Origin of the sequence: Gillisia sp. Hel_I_29, from assembly GCF_000744275.1 — a bacterium.
Lineage (GTDB): Bacteria > Bacteroidota > Bacteroidia > Flavobacteriales > Flavobacteriaceae > Gillisia.
On sequence record NZ_JQLP01000005.1, the window covers coordinates 2,407,665 to 2,426,587 of the forward strand.

At 34.7% G+C, this 18,923-nt stretch carries 15 protein-coding genes; 14 read left to right on the forward strand and 1 reads right to left on the reverse strand.

What is annotated here, in order from left to right; all coding sequences use genetic code 11:
- Positions 1–286 precede the first annotated feature (286 nt).
- Together P163_RS16170 and P163_RS16175 are read left to right on the forward strand one after the other, a co-directional pair.
- Complete coding sequence (locus tag P163_RS16170) at positions 287–970, forward strand: response regulator transcription factor (RefSeq protein WP_034893633.1); 684 nt, start codon at positions 287–289, stop codon at positions 968–970.
- Positions 970–2,049 carry a sensor histidine kinase gene (locus P163_RS16175; RefSeq protein ID WP_034893636.1) on the forward strand — a complete coding sequence of 360 codons (1,080 nt, stop codon included), beginning with the start codon at positions 970–972 and terminating at the stop codon, positions 2,047–2,049. The genes P163_RS16170 and P163_RS16175 overlap by 1 nt, the downstream gene beginning before the upstream one ends.
- Here P163_RS16175 and P163_RS16180 read toward each other — a convergent pair.
- Positions 1,987–3,045 carry a glycosyltransferase gene (locus tag P163_RS16180; RefSeq protein WP_034893639.1) on the reverse strand — a complete coding sequence of 353 codons (1,059 nt, stop codon included), beginning with the start codon at positions 3,043–3,045 and terminating at the stop codon, positions 1,987–1,989. The two genes, P163_RS16175 and P163_RS16180, sit on opposite strands and share 63 nt — an antisense overlap.
- Before the next feature lie 126 nt (positions 3,046–3,171).
- Between P163_RS16180 and trmB the strand changes: the two genes are divergently transcribed.
- The 12 genes from trmB to P163_RS16240 all read left to right on the forward strand — a co-directional run bounded on the left by trmB (position 3,172) and on the right by P163_RS16240 (position 18,891).
- Entirely contained in the window at positions 3,172–3,846 is a 675-nt protein-coding gene (gene trmB, locus P163_RS16185; RefSeq protein WP_034893642.1) for a tRNA (guanosine(46)-N7)-methyltransferase TrmB, read from the forward strand.
- Between the two features lie 4 nt (positions 3,847–3,850).
- The gene (locus tag P163_RS16190; protein WP_034893645.1) at positions 3,851–4,474 is read left to right on the forward strand and encodes a LysE family translocator; all 624 of its coding nucleotides are present in this window, start codon (positions 3,851–3,853) and stop codon (positions 4,472–4,474) included.
- 1 nt (position 4,475) lies between these two features.
- Entirely contained in the window at positions 4,476–4,820 is a 345-nt protein-coding gene (locus P163_RS16195; RefSeq protein ID WP_034893648.1) for an MGMT family protein, read from the forward strand.
- Positions 4,821–4,951: 131 nt separating this feature from the next.
- Complete coding sequence (locus tag P163_RS16200; RefSeq protein WP_034893650.1) at positions 4,952–6,082, forward strand: Mrp/NBP35 family ATP-binding protein; 1,131 nt, start codon at positions 4,952–4,954, stop codon at positions 6,080–6,082.
- Positions 6,083–6,325, forward strand: a complete 243-nt coding sequence (locus P163_RS16205; protein WP_034893652.1) for a NifU family protein — start codon at positions 6,083–6,085, stop codon at positions 6,323–6,325. It abuts the gene before it with no gap.
- A gap of 38 nt (positions 6,326–6,363) precedes the next feature.
- The gene (locus P163_RS16210; protein ID WP_034893656.1) at positions 6,364–7,425 is read left to right on the forward strand and encodes an NAD(P)/FAD-dependent oxidoreductase; all 1,062 of its coding nucleotides are present in this window, start codon (positions 6,364–6,366) and stop codon (positions 7,423–7,425) included.
- A 55-nt stretch (positions 7,426–7,480) separates the two neighbouring features.
- Positions 7,481–7,819, forward strand: a complete 339-nt coding sequence (locus P163_RS16215; protein ID WP_034893659.1) for a 2Fe-2S iron-sulfur cluster-binding protein — start codon at positions 7,481–7,483, stop codon at positions 7,817–7,819.
- Positions 7,820–7,906: 87 nt separating this feature from the next.
- A complete protein-coding gene (locus P163_RS16220; RefSeq protein WP_034893662.1) occupies positions 7,907–10,660 on the forward strand; it encodes a triple tyrosine motif-containing protein in 2,754 nt (917 codons plus the stop codon).
- Positions 10,661–10,950: 290 nt separating this feature from the next.
- Positions 10,951–13,926, forward strand: a complete 2,976-nt coding sequence (locus tag P163_RS16225) for a SusC/RagA family TonB-linked outer membrane protein (RefSeq protein WP_034893666.1) — start codon at positions 10,951–10,953, stop codon at positions 13,924–13,926.
- A 12-nt stretch (positions 13,927–13,938) separates the two neighbouring features.
- Positions 13,939–15,384 carry a RagB/SusD family nutrient uptake outer membrane protein gene (locus P163_RS16230; protein ID WP_034893670.1) on the forward strand — a complete coding sequence of 482 codons (1,446 nt, stop codon included), beginning with the start codon at positions 13,939–13,941 and terminating at the stop codon, positions 15,382–15,384.
- A gap of 72 nt (positions 15,385–15,456) precedes the next feature.
- A complete protein-coding gene (locus tag P163_RS16235; protein WP_081891352.1) occupies positions 15,457–16,830 on the forward strand; it encodes a glucoamylase family protein in 1,374 nt (457 codons plus the stop codon).
- Positions 16,831–16,914: 84 nt separating this feature from the next.
- Positions 16,915–18,891 (forward strand): hypothetical protein, encoded by a 1,977-nt coding sequence (locus tag P163_RS16240; RefSeq protein WP_156100728.1) that lies wholly within the window; start codon positions 16,915–16,917, stop codon positions 18,889–18,891.
- Positions 18,892–18,923: the final 32 nt, after the last annotated feature.

The following is an 18,923-nucleotide window of genomic DNA, read 5'->3' on the forward strand; positions in this document are numbered from 1 at the left end:
CTGCAAATTAACGTGCTTAATCCCACCCGAAACTTACCTTAAGTTTAAGATTGGGTTAATGCAAGGTGTTGGAATGTTATCTTAAAGTTTATAAAAACTCACATTTTGAGAATTTTGAACGAGGATGAAAAAGGTGATTTTGTACAAGTGTTAATTATACAGTGGCTTAGCTCAAAATTTCACTTATTTGATTGTTAAGTGATTGTTACCAGATGAAACCGTGGGGAGGATACGCTAAATCAATAATATGTTTACTTTTGTATGGAACTCTTATTAAAATGCCTTTATGAAGAAAAAAGATATTACTATTCTGTTGGTTGATGACGAACCGGATATATTGGAAATTGTTGGATACAATCTTTCTTCTGAAGGGTATACGGTTATAACCGCTGAAAATGGAGCTCAGGCCGTAAAGCTTGCTAAAAAGAAAAAGCCTCATCTAATTATCTTAGATGTAATGATGCCAGAGATGGATGGTATAGAAGCTTGTGAACAAATTAGAAAGATTCCAGATCTTGGTGAAACAATTATTACCTTTCTTACCGCTCGAGGAGAAGACTATTCACAAATGGCAGGTTTTGATGCTGGTGCAGACGATTATATTACCAAGCCTATCAAACCAAAAGTTTTGGTGAGTAAAGTAAAGGCGCTTCTTAGAAGATTTAAGGAGACAGAGTCTACAACCAATATCGTAAAAATAGGGAATCTTGTAATTAATAGAGATGAGTATAAGATCATGAAAGATGATGAGGAGCTTATCTTACCAAGAAAAGAGTTTGAACTACTATCTTTATTAGCTTCCAAACCAGGGAAGGTGTTTAAGAGGGAAGAAATTCTGGATAAGGTTTGGGGAAATGAAGTAGTTGTAGGTGGAAGAACTATAGATGTTCACATTAGAAAATTGAGAGAGAAAATTGGAGACGAGAGTTTTAAGACTGTAAAGGGAGTAGGGTATAAGTTTGTAATTTAATGTCTAAAAACTTTAAAAGATCATATAAGTTTGCGATAAAAACATCGCTATACATTACAATTTTTCTGATGCTCTTAATGAGCGTCTTCTTATATATCATGCATACTTTTGAAGTAGTGCCAGTATTATTCTTCGCGGCAGCATGTTATCTATTTTCGTTTTTCATCATTCAGTATAGAGTTGAAAATTTTATATATAAAAGGGTAAAGAAGATCTATGATAATGTAACCCTCTTGGAGGCTTCAACTTTAAGACCAAATCAGATAACTACAGATATGGCTACTCTTACCAAAGAGGTAGAGAAATTTGCAGAAGATAAAAAGTTAGAAATAGAAACCTTAAAAATTAGAGAGACGTATAGGAAAGAATTTATGGGGAATGTTTCTCATGAATTAAAAACACCTCTATTTACAGTACAAGGATATATTCTTACACTTTTAGATGGAGCACATAAAGACAAAGTAATACGCAAAAAATACTTAGAGCGTGCTAGTAAAGGAGTAGAGCGGTTAATCTATATTGTTAAAGATCTAGATATGATTACCAAACTAGAGACCGGAGATCTACACCTTCATATCGAGAATTTCAATATTGTAGAGCTTGTACAAAATTCTTTTGATCTTTTGGAAATGAAAGCAGCCAAAAGAAATATCACTCTTACTTTCGATATTGCTTATGATAAACCAATCTGGGTGTATGCAGATAAAGAGCGCATTCAACAAGTAATTACAAATCTTGTGGTGAACTCTATAAAATATGGTAAAAAGGGTGGTACTACAGAAATTAGTGTGGAAAATCTTATTAAAAATAAGGTGATTGTAAGAGTTACAGACAATGGCGAAGGAATTGAGAAAGGTAATATTCCACGGTTGTTTGAAAGATTTTACCGAGTAGATAAAAGTGGATCCAGAAAAGAAGGTGGTTCTGGATTAGGTCTTTCTATAGTTAAGCATATTATTGAAGCACACCTAGAAAAAATATATGTTGAAAGTGTCTTTGGTGTTGGAAGTGAGTTTTCATTCACTTTGGAAAAGAGTAAAGAAACTACCAAGATCACAGCTCCCGTTAAATCCGACTAACCCACTATAATTATCATTCGTTTCCAACATCTTCAAATTAAAATCTTTCTGTTTACAGCTATTAGCAATATTAAGTTTTTTAAGTCTGGCAGCTAAATATTCCTGTTCCGGTTGACCCGGAGTTGGTATAAAAAATGCTTTTTTCTGTAATTTCGTTAGATCTAAAAGTGTTGTATAACCAGATCTGGAGATCACTAATTTAGAAATGTTTAGAAAAGTTTCCAGTTCTTCAGATTTCATATAGTTATAGCAAGTAATATGCTCTTTTCTCTCTATTATTTGCTGAGACTCTACAATTCCTCTAACCATAATTACATTTCCTTTAAAAGATTTAAATTCTTTAAGGAGCTTGTTCTCTAGAATTTCTCGCTGAGGTTGTGGTCCGGATAGAATAATTAGAATATCTATGGATAATAATTCTTCCTGTTTCTTAAACCTACTTATAATACCTAAATAATTGATCTTCAATTTTTTGGTTCTTAAATGTCCTAATCTTCCACTAAGATTATTTTCTCCTTCAACATCTGGAACCCAGCATTCTTCAAAATTTCCAAGTTGTTTTTGCTGAATCTTACTGCTTATAAAAGTTGTTGCTCCAGAAATTACATTTAGCTGATGTGTAATAATTACAGAATTAATTTTCTTGGAATATGCTCCCCATCGATTATCTGATATAACTCCAGCTATATTTTCTTTCTCTATAAGTGTTTCAATTACTTTATTTTCTTCTTTGATCGTTCTTAAGATATGCGGGGTTTGGCGTAATATTTTCCACGTAAAGAATAAGCTGGTTTTAGAATATCTTATGTTGTAAGAAGGTAGCGAGTATGTTCTTAGGTGCGGAAATTCTTTTTTAAGCAATAATAAAGCGTCCCCATCTGAAGCTAAGATTACTTCAAAATTTTGAGACTCAAGTTCGCAGATTATAGGAATGCATCGGGTGGCATGTCCCAGTCCCCAATTAAGCACCGCTACTAAGATCTTCTTATTTCTCATACACAAATATAGAAACACTTTACTGCAATCTCAGTGCACATTAGCGTTCAAAAATAGTACTCGTTAAAAGGTTTTTTAGGATTGTCTGCTCGATTTTAGCTAATTTTACCAAAATATTAAGTACCAGTGGGGAGTAAAAATAAACTCAAAAGATTTAGAGAGAATGAGCAATTCTCTAATGTTATTCAGCCTTCTAGAGAAGAAATTACAGATAGTACCTATCCTTTAAAGGGTAAGTGGAATGAAAATTTCTTTAAGAATGAGAATCCTATAGTTTTAGAATTAGGTTGCGGAAAAGGGGAATACAGCGTTGCCTTAGCGCAAGCTTATCCAGAAAAGAACTTTATTGGAATAGATATTAAAGGAGCAAGGTTTTGGCGAGGTGCTAAGACTGCAATAGAGGAAGATCTAAAGAATGTGGGATTTATACGTACCCAGATAGAACTTATAGATAAGTTATTTGCTGAAGGTGAAGTTGATGAAATATGGATAACTTTCCCAGATCCTCAAATAAAGTACAAGCGTACTAAGCATAGATTAACCAATTCCGAATTTCTTCAGAAATATAAATTGATTTTAAAAGCTGATGGAATGGTGAATTTAAAGACCGATTCAGAATTTATGCATGGGTATACGTTAGGTCTTTTACATGGTGAAGGTCATGAAATTATTCAAGCTAATCATGATGTCTATAAAAATGAATATTCTCCAAAGGAAGTAGTTGGTATACAGACTTTCTATGAAAAGCAGTATCTTGAGCAAGGTAAACCTATTACCTATATTCAATTTAAGATAAAATAACACTTTGGAGGAAACAAAAATTTTCCTGATAACTTATTTTGCAGCACTTCTGGGAGTAGTACCTCCCGGACTTGTTAATATGACCGTAGCTAAGACTTGTTTAGAACAAGGAAAGAAAAATGGATTGTATGTAGCGGCAGGAGCTTCATTTGTGGTAATATTTCAGGCTCTAATTGCAATTTTACTGGTAAAGTATATTTTCGATAATCCTTTTGTTAAGAATATTTTGCTACGCGCTGGTTTAGTCATCTTCTTATTACTCACTATTTATTTTTACGTGCAGGCTAGAAGAGGAACCCATATGGAAACGCATTCCAAAAAAGCTAATACAAACAGTATTTTTAAAGGGGTTTTGGTTGCCGTACTTAATTTATTTCCTATTCCCTTTTTCTGTGCATTGGCTGCAGGATTAAATATTGGGGGAGATGTAGATTATCATATTACTTTCATCCTACTTTTTATAATTGCTGCATCCTTAGGAACATTTACTACTCTTTACTTTTATGTGGTCTCCTTTCTTAAGATAGAGGAGAAAACAGAGATGTTCAGCAAATATTCTAACTATTTTATGGCTGCTCTTATGCTTGTTCTGGTCATAATAACTTTTATTAGAATCTTTCTATCTTAATATGGCTACTGAAAAAAGTTTTTTTGAAAAGGTATATGAGGTTGTGAGATTAATTCCTGAAGGTCGAGTAACCTCTTATGGAGCTATCGCAAAATATTTGGGATCAGCCAAAAGTGCTCGAGTGGTTGGGTATGCGATGAATAATTCTCATAATATGGAAGATATTCCTGCTCAAAGAGTAGTGAATAGGTTAGGACTACTTACCGGGAAGCATCATTTTGGAGGAACTTCTGCAATGCAACAATTATTAGAGGCAGAAGGAGTTCAAATCAAAGAAAATCAAATTCAGAATTTTAAAGAACTTTTTTGGGATCCAGTGCAGGAATTAACGGAATATGAAGATTGATCCTCTTTATAATTTCCGCTTATAATAGCATCAATCAATTATCTTTAAATACTTCGAATTCTTAGCTTTTACTGTTATATTTGCATTTTAGAATCAGTCTATATAAGAGGCTGAAATTGAAACAAATCAGCATGAAATTAGATCGTAAAGATATACTAGCCGCCTTAGAAACTATTACTGTTTCTGGGGAAGGTAAGAATATGGTAGAGAGCGGAGCCGTTCAAAATATAATGACCTTTGGAGATGAGGTGGTAGTAGATGTAGTTCTTACAACGCCTGCACTTCATATTAAAAAAAGAGCCGAAGTAGATATCATGAAAGCAATTCATGATAAAGTCTATGAAAAAGCTAAAGTAAAGGTGAATATTAAAGTAGAGGCTCCGGAAAAGACAGAGATCAAAGGGAAATCTATTCCCGGAATTACCAATATAATAGCTGTAGCCTCCGGAAAAGGTGGTGTTGGAAAATCTACTGTAACTGCAAATTTAGCAGTGTCTCTAAGTAAAATGGGTTTTAAAGTTGGAGTCTTAGATGCAGATATATATGGGCCTTCTATGCCTTTAATGTTTGATGTAGAAGCAGAAAGACCACTTTCTGTTAATGTTGACGGGAAATCTAAGATGAAACCTGTAGAGAATTATGGTGTTAAAATGCTATCTATAGGATTTTTTACAAAGCCAAATCAGGCAGTAGTTTGGAGAGGGCCAATGGCAGCAAAGGCTTTAAATCAAATGATCTTTGATGCTGCATGGGGAGAATTAGATTTTATGCTGATAGATCTTCCTCCTGGAACAGGAGATATTCATCTATCCATCATGCAATCATTGCCAATTACAGGTGCTGTAATTGTAAGTACTCCTCAAAATGTTGCTTTAGCAGATGCTAAAAAAGGAGTGGCAATGTTTCAGCAAGAAAGTATTAATGTACCTGTTCTTGGAATTATAGAAAATATGGCTTATTTCACCCCAGAAGAATTGCCGGAAAATAAATATTTTATTTTTGGACATGGTGGAGCTAGACATCTAGCTGAAGATCTTAAAGTGCCGTTTTTAGGTGAACTTCCACTAGTACAAAGTATTAGAGAAGCAGGAGATATTGGTAGACCTGCAGCCTTGCAAACGGCTACACCATTAGAAAGTGCTTTTGAAGAGATCACTAGAAATGTGGTACAAGAAACTATTAGTAGAAATAAAAGTATTCCTCCAACCGAAGCTATAAAAATCACTACCATGGCGGGATGTAGTGCGGTTAAAAAGAAATAAATGACTAGCGAAGAAATAAAACTTAATGTAGAAAAAGCTTTAGCCGAAATTCGTCCTTTTTTACAGAGCGATGGGGGAGATATTTCCTTAGTCTCTATTGAAGACGACAAATTGGTAAAGGTTCAATTAGAAGGTGCTTGCGTAGGTTGTCATGTTAACCAAATGACTTTAAAGTCTGGTGTAGAAATGACCATTAAGAAATATGTACCTCAGATAGAGCGAGTTATAAACATTGAGAGTTAGTAGTACTATTACTATCGATCCATGCAAATAGAAATAAGATGATTAAAACAGATATTTTGATTATTGGTGCTGGTCCAACAGGGCTTTTCACCGTTTTTGAAGCCGGATTATTAAAGTTGAAATGCCATTTGATAGATGCGTTGCCTCAACCTGGAGGACAATGTTCAGAGATCTATCCAAAAAAGCCTATTTATGATATTCCCGGATTTCCGGAAGTGTTGGCAGGAGATCTTGTAACCAATTTAATGGAGCAAATAAAACCTTTTAGCCCAGGTTTTACCTTAGGAGAAAGAGCAGAAACCTTAGACAAGCAGGAAGATGGAAGTTTTATAGTTACTACTTCTAGAGGCACAAAACATCATGCTCCTGTGGTGGTAATTGCTGGAGGTCTTGGTAGTTTTGAGCCAAGAAAACCACCTATCGCTTCTATAGGAAATTATGAAGATAAAGGAGTTTCTTATATCATTAAAGATCCGGAAGTTTATAGAGATAAGAGTGTGGTAATTGCTGGGGGTGGAGATTCTGCTTTAGACTGGTCTATTTACCTTGCAGGAATTGCAAAAGAAGTTTCTTTAGTGCATAGAAGAACAGATTTTAGAGGAGCGCTAGATTCTGTAGAAAAAGTAGAAGAACTTTCAAAAATTGGCAAGATCAATTTAATTACAGAAGCAGAAGTTGTAGACCTAAAAGGGGAAGATCATTTAGATGCTGTTGTTATAAGACATAAAGGTCAAGCTTCAGATGAAGAGGTAAAACCTACAGATCATTTTATTCCTTTATTTGGTCTTTCACCAAAATTAGGTCCTATTGGAGACTGGGGATTAGAAATAGAAAAGAACGCCATTAAGGTTGATAATACGTATGATTATCAAACCAACATTCCTGGAGTTTATGCAATTGGAGATGTGAATACCTATCCCGGTAAACTTAAATTGATACTTTGTGGTTTCCATGAAGCAGCTATTATGTGTCAGAGTGCTTACCAAAAGATCAATCCAGATAAGAAATATGTTATGAAATACACTACTGTTAGTGGTGTAAGCGGATTTGATGGTTCCAAAAAAGAAGCCAAAAGAGAAGTTGTAAAAAGCATCAATTAATAACAATAACCTCATTAGATCGAAAGAGCTCAATGAGGTTCTTTTTTATAAGTATATGTCAGACATTAAAATTACGATCATAGATAGAGAAGGAGAAGCACATGTAGTAGATGCTCCCACAGATATGAACATGAACCTGATGGAAATTGTTAGATCTTATGAATTAGCGCCAGAAGGAACTATTGGTATTTGCGGAGGAATGGCAATGTGCGCATCTTGCCAATGCTATGTGCTTAGCAATCATGATCATGTACTTCCGGAGAAAAGCTATGAAGAAGAAGATATGCTAGATCAGGCTTTTTTTGTAGAGGATAATAGCAGATTGGGCTGTCAAATCCATATGACCCCAGAATTAGAAGGTCTAGAAGTAAAATTAGCACCCGCGTCTAACTAACCTCAGCCTTTACGTTTAGAAGTATTCTAATAAGATCAAAATCCTTTTTTTCTTTACCTTGCATCTTATCTACAGCAAATCTTGGTAATGATAAGAATATTCTTTGTTCTCTTTTTATTCAATTTTACGGTCTCTGCCCAGGAGATTAGTCCTTATTTCAAGAACTATAGCAAGCAAGATTACAAAGGAGAAAATACCAATTGGGATATCTCTCAAAATTCTGAAGGCTCTATCTTTATAGCCAATGGGGCTAACCTACTTACGTTTAATGGCGATTTCTGGCAGAAATACAATCTGCCTAATTCTTATACAATAAGATCTGTAGAGGTTATAAATGATACTATTTATACCGGATCTTATCATGAATTTGGATATTGGTTAAAAGATGAAAAGAATAGACTGAATTATACTTCGTTAAGTACGTCTATAGATGCGGCTAATTTTGATAATGATGAGATCTGGAAGATCATAGCTCTCAGAGATGATATTCTTTTTCAATCCTTCGGCAAGCTTTATATATATCATAAAAAGGATGCAAAAATTGAAATAGTTCCCTTTGGGAATATCTCAGCTGTCTATAGTTTCTATATAAACAAGATACTCTACATTACTACGAAGAATAATGGGCTATATAAGCTGCAGGATAACAACGTGCAATTTATAAATTGGAGTACACCGTTAAAGGATTATACCATTCAGAGTATTGCGCCTTTTAAAGAGGGATTACTTATTGCTACTCAACTTAACGGTTTATTTCTTTATAAAGATAATAAACTCACCAAATGGCGATCTGCCTTAGATTCGCAATTCGAAAATCTAGAGATTAATAATCTTAATATTGTTAATGATCTGGTTTGTGTGGGGACCATTAATAATGGGTTGTTAGTATTAGACACAAATGGTAGTTATAAGTATGTCTTCAATAAAAAGAATGGTTTCGAGAATAATACCGTAATAAGACAATTTGTAGATAGTGATGAAAATTTGTGGCTTGCCTTAGACAATGGTCTTAGTAAGATTCATCTTTCCAAACAGATGTTTGCCTTTAATGACAAATCTGGAGTTCTAGGAACTGTTTACTCTGTGCTGGCAACAAATGAAGGGCTTCTTTTAGGTTCTAATCATGGAGTATTTAGTCTGAAAGACGGAAATTTAGAATTCTTAAGGTCATCTAATGGTCAGGTCTGGAGTCTGACGGCAGTAGGAGATGAAATTATTTGCGGTCATAATAACGGTACTTATATTATTAATAACGGAAGATTTGATTATTTAAATGAAGTGAATGGGGGTATGGATTTTATACCTATCCCTAACTCTAATTATTATTTACAACCCAATTACACAGGGTTGGCTAGATATGAGAAGGTAGATGGTAAATGGCTTTATAAGAGATATACTGAAATAGATTTTCCTGTTAATAAAGCGTACTTTGATGAAAAAGGTAAATTATGGGTGGAGACGGCCCACAGAGGAATTTTTCAATACCAAATAACTAAAGACTTTCAAAAGTTAAGATTGATACGAAAGTTTACGGATTCCCGATCTCAGCTTTTTGCTATAGGAGCTAATATGTATCTATCTTCAAAAGACAAAATTCTTAAATATGATGCAGTTAACGATACCTTATTGATAGATACCGTACTTGCAGACAAATTGAAACCATTTAAAGAAATAGCCACCTTAAATGATCATTTAGTAGTCTCCAAAAATACAGATGCTTTTAAAATAGTTGATGTAGCTTCAGGAATGCATTTTAATCTGAATGATGATTTAAATTTTAGCAGGATCGTAAAGAATTACCGTAGCGCTATAGTTATAGGAGAGTTTATATATGTTTTCATGGATGATGGTTTTCTCAAAATCTCTAATAAGGCTGTAGGACAGACCACAGAATCTGCAAGGACATTTATAGAAAAAGTATATATAAATGGGAAGCTTTCAGATCTTTATGACAAAGATGAAATTCCATATAATAAAAATGCCATAAGCTTTTGGTTCTCCAGTAAAGATCCGGGTCCACTTTCATTACCAGGATATGCTTATAAGTTGGAAGGTTATGATACAGCCTGGTCTAATTATTCAAAAGTCCATACCGTAGCGTATAACAATTTACCTCCAGGAGATTTTATATTTAAGGTTAAAAATGATTCTAATAGTGAAGAGCAATCTTATGCTAGTTTTGGTTTTAAGATTTTACAACCATGGTATTTAAGGGGATGGGCGTGGGTAGCTTATGCAGTAATATTGACCATCCTTTTATATTGCATTCATTTATACAATAAATTGAAGTTTCTTAAGCGTAAGAAAGAGTACGAAAAGAATCTGGAATATGAGCAAAAGCTCGTTATTCAGCGTCAGAATTTTGAAAATAGTAAAAAGATTACTGAATTAGAACAGGAGAAATTACGAGGTAAATTGAAGTCTAAGAGTAAAGAGTTAGCAACATATGCAGCGCTTATGGCAAGAAAGGAAGACATTCTTATTGAGATGGAGCGTGAAATAGATAAGTCTAATATTAAAACTGAGAATAATAAACTCTATAGTAAGCTAATCGATATAAAAGATAAGCAGGTACATACACAAAATGAATGGAAGCTTTTTGAAAGGAACTTTAATGAAGTTCATGAAGACTTTTTTAAGAATCTGCAGCAAAATTATACCACTCTAACTCCTAAAGATCTTAAGCTTTGCGCCTATCTGAAAATGAATTTAAGTTCTAAAGAAATTGCCCCACTTATAGGTATTACATTTAGAAGTGTAGAACTACATCGATATAGGTTAAGAAAGAAATTTAATCTTAGCAAAAAGCAAAACCTAGTTAAATTCTTAATGGAATTGTAAAATTACACTTACGAAAACGTTATAATTTTGTATTTCATACCACATCATTACCACATCAAAATATAATATTGTTAGAATTATTACTTTATTTAATTTATTTAACAAGTTAATATTCAATGTGTTGAGTATTGTTCATAACTTGATGTGTTTAGTTATATCCTCATATTAGCAACAACTACAACTCTTAACGTAGTTTTGAAAGTAATCGATCTCTATTCTTAAATTTTTTAAGAATTGAACAAGAAATATTGTCCATCATTATAAATAATTTTTAAAATTCGGGTGTCCACATGAAAACAAAACTAACTCTAATATGCTTGTTGCTTCATCTATTTTATTTTCAGGCTCAAGCTCAGGAACGTATCCTCTCAGGAACTGTAATGTCAGAATCAGATGGTTTGCCATTGCCGGGAGTGAATGTAATTGTTAAAGGAACTTCTACAGGAACCATAACAGATTTTGATGGTAAATATAGTATAGGAGCAAATAGTACAGATACGCTACTATTTAGTTTCTTAGGATTTGAGAGCAAGGAAATAGTTGTTGGCTCTCAAAATTCTATAGATATAGTACTTGGCGAAAGCGCATCTACGTTAGGAGAAGTAGTTTTAGTGGGGTATGGTAGCACTAAGAAACAAGATGTTACCGGTGCTATTACTAGAATTAAAGCTGAAGAATTGGTAAAGCAACCCGCTCTTACGCCTACTCAGTCTTTACAAGGAAAGGCTTCTGGAGTACAAATTATTGCTTCTGGTGCACCGGGAAGTTCGCCAATTGTAAGAATTCGTGGAACGGGTACCGTACAAGCGGGAAGAGATCCTATTTATGTAGTAGATGGAATAATTACAGATAGAATAGACAATATTAGCAGTGAAGACATAACTTCTATAGATATCCTTAAAGATGCATCTTCTCTGGCAATTTACGGAACCAGAGGGGCAAACGGGGTTATTATTGTAACTACTAAGTCTGGTAAAGCAGGTAAAATGCAAATAGATCTTTCTTCCTATTATGGAATTAAGGAGGTGTTGAGTAAAGTAGACATGGCTAGTGCTAGCGAATATGTTGACTTTTCTAACAGGGCTTACGGCTATGAAAGATTCAGCCCTAATCAACAATATGATACAGATTGGTTTGATGAAATTTCACGCACTGGAACGGTAATGAATCACAATATCTCTATAAGTGGAGGGAATGAAAAAGTTACGTCTTTCTTTAGTGCTAATTACTTTGAAGAAGAAGGGATCTTAATTGGAAACGATTATAGAAGATTGAATCTTAGAGCAAAAGCTTCTTATAAGCTAACAGATAAATTAAAGGTAGATCATAATATATCTTTATCTCTTAATAGATCTGTTCCAAAACCTTTCTCTGCTTTTACATCTGCATACAAACAATCTCCAATTGTACCTGTAAGATACGTGGGTGGAAGTTTTGATGGTAGATATGGAGTGCCTTTTGATGATTCTGGTGCAAGTTTTAATAATGTAGGGAATCCTGTTGCAGCTCTGGAGCTTAATGATGAAAGACAAAAGAATTTAATATTACAGGGTAATGTTTCTGCTACCTATGATGTTACAGAGTATTTATCTGCAACTTCAAGATTTGGAATTGAGAGCGGATACGGCAAATCTTATACGTTCACTCCAAATTTACAGCAGTTTCTTGCTGCAGACCCTACTAGAGAAATTAGAGACTTTAATTCTACCAATAGAAATACTTTAAGAGTTAGAAAAAGCGATTTCTACCACTGGGTATTCGATGCATTTTTAACATTCGATAAAAGATTTGCAGAACAACATGGTGTGAAATTAACACTGGGTACTACTGCGGAAGAAGAACAGAATGATTTTATAGAAGGAACTAGAAATAATGTTCCGGATGACTCTAATCTGTTTTCACTTAATAACGGAGAGCAGGGAACAGATGTGGTTAATAGTGCGCTATCAGATAAAAGAAGATTGCGTTCTTATTTTGCACGTTTAAATTATGATTTTGATAATAAATACTTGCTTACTGCAACTATAAGACGAGATGGATCTAGTGTTTTTGCAAATAATGATGATAAGTGGGGTAATTTTCCATCTGTTGGTCTAGGTTGGGTAATTTCTAATGAAGATTTTCTTAGTAATTCCAATGTTGTAAATAATTTAAAATTTAGAGCGAGTTGGGGACAGTTAGGAAATCAGAACATTCCACTAAATGTACTTACTTTTAATTCTGATCTTGGATATGTATTTGGTCCAGATCAGGTTATCACTCCTGGATCTACCATAACCGCAATTATAGATAATAACGTTGGATGGGAAGTTACCGAAGAATATGATTTTGGGATTGAGTTCGCCTTTTTGAACAATAGACTTTCCGGAGAATTTGATTACTACGATAAATTAAATAAAAATGCAATTCTGCCAATAAGCTTGCCAGATGCATTTGGAGCTTCAGGAATAACTTTAACTCATGCTGGAAAAATTAGAAATAAGGGACTAGAATTTTCATTGAATTGGGAAGATAAGATTGGTAAAGATTTCAATTATCATATAGGAGGTAATATCACTAAAAATGATAATAAACTTGAAGAGATCACCAATCCGTTCGCTTTCGAACAGCAAGGTGGAAGTATCGGAAACGGGCAGGTAACAAAACGTTTAAGAGAAGGGGAGCCGTTAGGAAGCTTTTACCTACTGGAAGTTGATGGATTTGATGAAAGAGGAGATTTTGTATATAGAGATGTAAATAATGACGGAACTATAGATGATGGAGATCGCAAATTCTTTGGATCTATTCAGCCAGACCTTTACTTTGGAATAAACGCAGGTTTAGACTATAAGAATTGGGATTTCAATATTCAAGGATATGGAAATACTGGAAGCATGGTCTATAACGGTAAGAAAGCACAGCGTTTTGGTGGAGAGAATATCGAAGCAAGCTTAGCTCAAAATATTTTCAATTTTGATAATGGTTCTAACATGAACCCGGCACCTTCTAATGAAGTGCCATTGTCTTCCACCTATTTCTTAGAAGATGGAGATTTCTTCAGAATAAATAATATCACTTTAGGGTACACCTTACCAGATATTTTGCCGGGGGCAACCAAGATCAGGATCTATGGTCTTGCGCAAAATCCGTTCATATTTAAGAAATATACAGGATTTACTCCAGAACTACCAGGTAACGGAGATCCATTAGGAGATTCTGCGGGAATTGAGTTAAGTGCCTATCCATCTGTACAGTCCTATATAGTAGGGGTGAATTTAAATTTTTAAAACGATCTAGTTATGAAAAAACCTATAATTACAATTATAACAGGACTAATGCTAGTATCATTAGCTTCTTGTAACGATGATGAGTTTCTTGCCGTACAACCTTCCAAAGAAACTACAGAACAAGCCCTCTCAAGTCCTACAGCAGCTACAGAATTGGTGAATGCTGTATATAATAAATTTCTATCTTTTAACGAGAGTTCTTTTTCGTGGATTGGTGTTACGAGTATAACAAGTGATGATGCAGATAAAGGAAGTGATCCGGGAGATAACGGTACAGATAAAGACCTTATGGATGCTTTGACTTTTACTTCTAATACCATTTCTATAAATGAAGTTTGGGAAGCCAATTATCAAGGTATATCCAGAGCAAATCAGGCGTTGCAATATTTACCAGATCTCGATATAGATGAAACTTTAAAAGCCAGACTAATTGGTGAAACTAGGTTCTTAAGGTCTATGTTTTATTTTAGATTGGTAAGAATGTTTGGTGGAGTTCCATTAATACAGGGAGTTCCAGATATTCAAAATCAGGATGATATAAATGCGGCAAATAATAGAGTATCAAAAGAAGATATTTACGCATTTATAACTGCAGATCTACAAAATGCAGTAGAGAATCTACCTACCTCTTATCCAAATACAGATCTTGGAAGAGCAACAAAAGGAGCAGCATTGTCTTTGTTGGCTAAAGTGAATATGTATCAGGAAAATTGGCAAGAAGTGTATGATCTTACTAATGAAGTGATGGGTCTAGGATATAGTTTAACTCCAGATTATGAAGATGTTTGGAAAGAAATTGGCGAAAATAATTCGGAGTCTATATTTGAAATTCAGGGTAGAGGTGAAACTCCAAATAAAGGAGTAGAAGGCTATTTTGTGGTACAAGGTGCTAGAGGTGCCGGTGGATGGGGCTGGGGATTTAATACTCCTTCTGAAGATCTCGCAAGTTCTTATGAAGAAGGAGATACTAGAAGAGATGCAACTATCATTTTTAGAGGAGAAACTCTTTGGGATGGATTTTTAGTGGCAGAAACGGTATCTAATCCTATGTATAATCAAAAAGCATATGTTAGTAAAACCATGGAAAGCTTTAATGGTGGAGATTGGGAGTCTAATAAAAATGTTAGAATTCTTAGATATGCAGAAGTTCTTTTAATGAATGCAGAGGCAGCTTTAAAAGTTGGTGGCGATGCTCTTACTCCATTAAACCTGGTAAGAAATCGTGCAGGACTTGAAAGTCTTAATACAGTTACTCAGCAAGATGTTTGGAAAGAACGCAGATGGGAACTTGCTTTTGAGCACGATAGATTTTTTGACCTTGTACGTCAAGGTAGAGCAGGACAAGTTTTAAGAGCTCATGGGAAGAATTTTGTAGATGGTAAAAATGAATTGTTCCCAATTCCACAAGCACAAATAGATCTAAGTAAGGGTAAGTTAACTCAAAACCCGGGATACTAAACTGAATCATTTAGCATTGGATCGACCCTACTAAGATCCAATGTTATTTCAAAATAAATAAAAGCTATCTAAATGAAAAGAACACGAATTATAATCGCCCTTATGTACTTCGGAATAATAAGTTCTGTAATGATCTCGTGTTCCAAAAGTGAAGATAATAACGGCAGTAATCCAACTCCAAATCCTCCAGATCCAGGATTACCTCAACAATTATCAGATGTAGAGTTAATGGATAAATTACAGGAACAAACGTTCAAGTATTTTTGGGATTTTGCACATCCTGTAAGTGGCTTGGCCAGAGAACGGTCAGATGCTAATTCTTACGGCGGTGAAGCTCCCAATATTGTTACAACAGGAGGGAGTGGTTTTGGTGTAATGGCAATAATTGTAGGAGTAGAAAGAAATTATATTTCTAGAGAACAAGCTGTAGAAAGATTGAATAAGATCACCAATTTTATATTAAATGGGGATAGATTTCATGGTGCTTTACCACATTGGTATAATGGAAATACTGGAAAAGTACGGCCATTCTTTACGGAAGATAACGGTGGAGATCTCGTAGAAACTTCTTTTATGATTCAAGGACTTTTAGCTGCCAGGCAGTATTTTGATCTGGATGTTTCAGAAGAACAGGCTTTGCGAGAAAATATTAATGCTATCTGGGATGGTGTAGAATGGGATTTTTATACCAATAATAAAAAGTCATTAACCTGGCATTGGTCTCCAGAATATCAGTTTCAAATAAATCATCAAATTCAGGGTTATAACGAAGGTTTGATAACTTATGTATTAGCAGCTTCATCCAGAACCCATGCTATTGCGCCAGAGGTTTATCATAACGGATGGGCTTCTGGTGCTAATTTTGTAAATGGAAGACTCTATTATCAAAAATGGCAATTGCCACTAGGACCAGATTTTGGAGGTCCGTTATTCTTTGCTCATTATTCTTTCTTAGGATTAAATCCTAAAGGATTGCAAGATACTTATGCCAACTATTGGGATCAGAACGTGAATCATACTCTTATTAATAGAGAGTATGTTATAAAAAATCCAAAAAGCTTTGAAGGTTATAGTGCGGTAAACTGGGGCTTAACCGCTAGTGATGATAATACCGGGTATTCTGCGCATAGTCCTACTAATGATAACGGTACTATAACTCCAACTGCAGCATTATCTTCTATGCCATATACTCCGGAAGAATCTTTAAAAACGCTTCGTCATTTTTATTATGATTTTGATGGTAAACTGTGGGGCCAATATGGATTTTATGATGCTTTTAATCAATCTGAAAATTGGTATTCCAATCAATATTTAGCTATAGATCAAGGGCCAATAATAGTCATGGTAGAAAATTATAGAACAGGATTATTATGGGATCTTTTTATGTCTTGTCCGGAAGTAAAGCAAGGCTTAACAAAATTAGGTTTCAGTAGTCCAAACATTTAGAAATACAAGAGGTGGGGAACTCCACTTTTAGCAGAACAATCTTTAAGCATTAAAAAGTAGAACTAACTTAAATCGCGTTGAATAATGAAAACAATTAAACTATTCCTAAGTTATATATCACTGGGATTATTAATGATGTTTTTCTCCTGTACAGAAGAAGATCAATTTTACCCATCTATAGAGTCTATACCTTGCGAGCAGACTGATGTAGTTGCAGATCCAAATATCATTTCAGACTTTCAATGTCAGGCAAATGTAGAGCTTGAAGGGGTAGAGGCTGTGTTAAATCCAGATGAGTCTGGAATTAATACTAGTAGATTTGTAGGTGAATATAAAGATCCTGCAGCGCCCTGGGATGCTTTAATTGTAGACTATGGTTCTGCAATAGACCTTTCTACTTATAATACCTTCAAAATAAAGGTGAAAGCCCCGGTGGCAGGGACTTTAATAGCTAAATTAGAAGGTGGGAATTCTCCCGCTAAAGAATTAAATGTAAACATCACTAATATTTCAGGGTGGGTAGAATATTCATTTGATTTTAGCGATCAATTCAATAAAGACCATACCAAGTTAGTATTGTTCTTTAATGCAGGAGTAGATACAGATGGATCAGATGTTTATTATATAGATGATCTTAAATGGGTAACTACGGCAGATCCTTGTGCCGGCGTTGCACCAAATCTGAATGTAGTAAATGATTTTGATTGTCAGAAAAATCAGGAAGTTCCTGAAGTGGAGCTTACTGCTAACCCAGCGAAATCTGATCTTAACAATAGTAAATTTGTTGGTAAATATGTAGATGAAGTTGGAGCTTGGGATGCCGTAATTATAGAGTATGGTACTTCTATAGATCTTTCTACTAACAATGTTTTCAAAATAAAAGTTTGGGCTCCGGTAGCAGGAACGCTAAAAGCTAAATTAGAAGGAGGAACTTCTGCAGGAATCGAAAAAGATGCTGCTGTTATCAAAACAGAACAGTGGGTAGAATATTCTTATGATTTCAGCGATCAGGCTATGGAAGATCATACCAAAATTGTTTTATTCTTTAATGCAGGAGTAGAAACAGATGGTAAACAAGTGTATTATATAGATGATCTTAAATTTGCTGAACTTTCTGATGTTTGTAATGGAGTAACTCCAGATAGAAGTATTATTAATGATTTTAATTGTCAGCAAAACACTACAATTCCCGGATTCCTTTCAACTTCTATAGTAGAAAACCCGAAGGTGGGTGAAGGTAACCCTAGCGATATGGTTCTGGAAGTTACAGATGATGGTACGCAAGCTTATGATGCATTGATATTTGAATCTTCACAAGCATTTGATCTATCCACAAAAAATTACTTCAAGATAAAAGTTCTTGCTGAAAGAGCAGTGCCATTATTGGTGAAACTGGAAGGAGGAACTACCCCGGCAAAAGAAGTTTTTGCAGCTATAGATGTAGTAGGAGAATGGGCAGAATACACAGTAGATTTTACAGATCAGGCAGCTTCAGATCACACAAAATTAGTGCTGTTCTTTAATGGTGGGCAAAGTGATGGAACCCCAACAGATAAATATTATATAGACGATCTAAGATTTGCAGCATTCGATCCATGCGATGGAGTTGCAACAAATATGAACATCGTAAATGACTTTGAATGTCAACAGAACTATGAGATTACCTGTTGTGTAACTACAGAAATTGTAGAAAATCCAAAATCGAGTGGAGCTAACACTAGTAGTAAAGTGCTTAAAGTGCTAGATAATGGTACCGAAGCTTATGATGCTTTGGTTTTTGATAGAGGAGGAGTAATAGATCTTTCTACTAAGAATACGTTGAAGATAAAAATTCTTTCTACCAGAGCCGTGCCTTTATTAACCAAGCTTGAAGGTGGAACTTCTCCTGCCAAAGAGATTTTTGCAGATATTACCGTTGTAGACAAATGGACAGAATATACTGTAGACTTTAGCAGTGAAGCTGGAGCTAATCATAAAAAATTAGTTCTCTTCTTCAATGGAGGTCAATCTGATGGTACCGCAGAAGATATCTATTATATAGATGATATCAAGTGGGAATAAGGTGAAGGCTCTAAATGGGCATTTTAATCTCA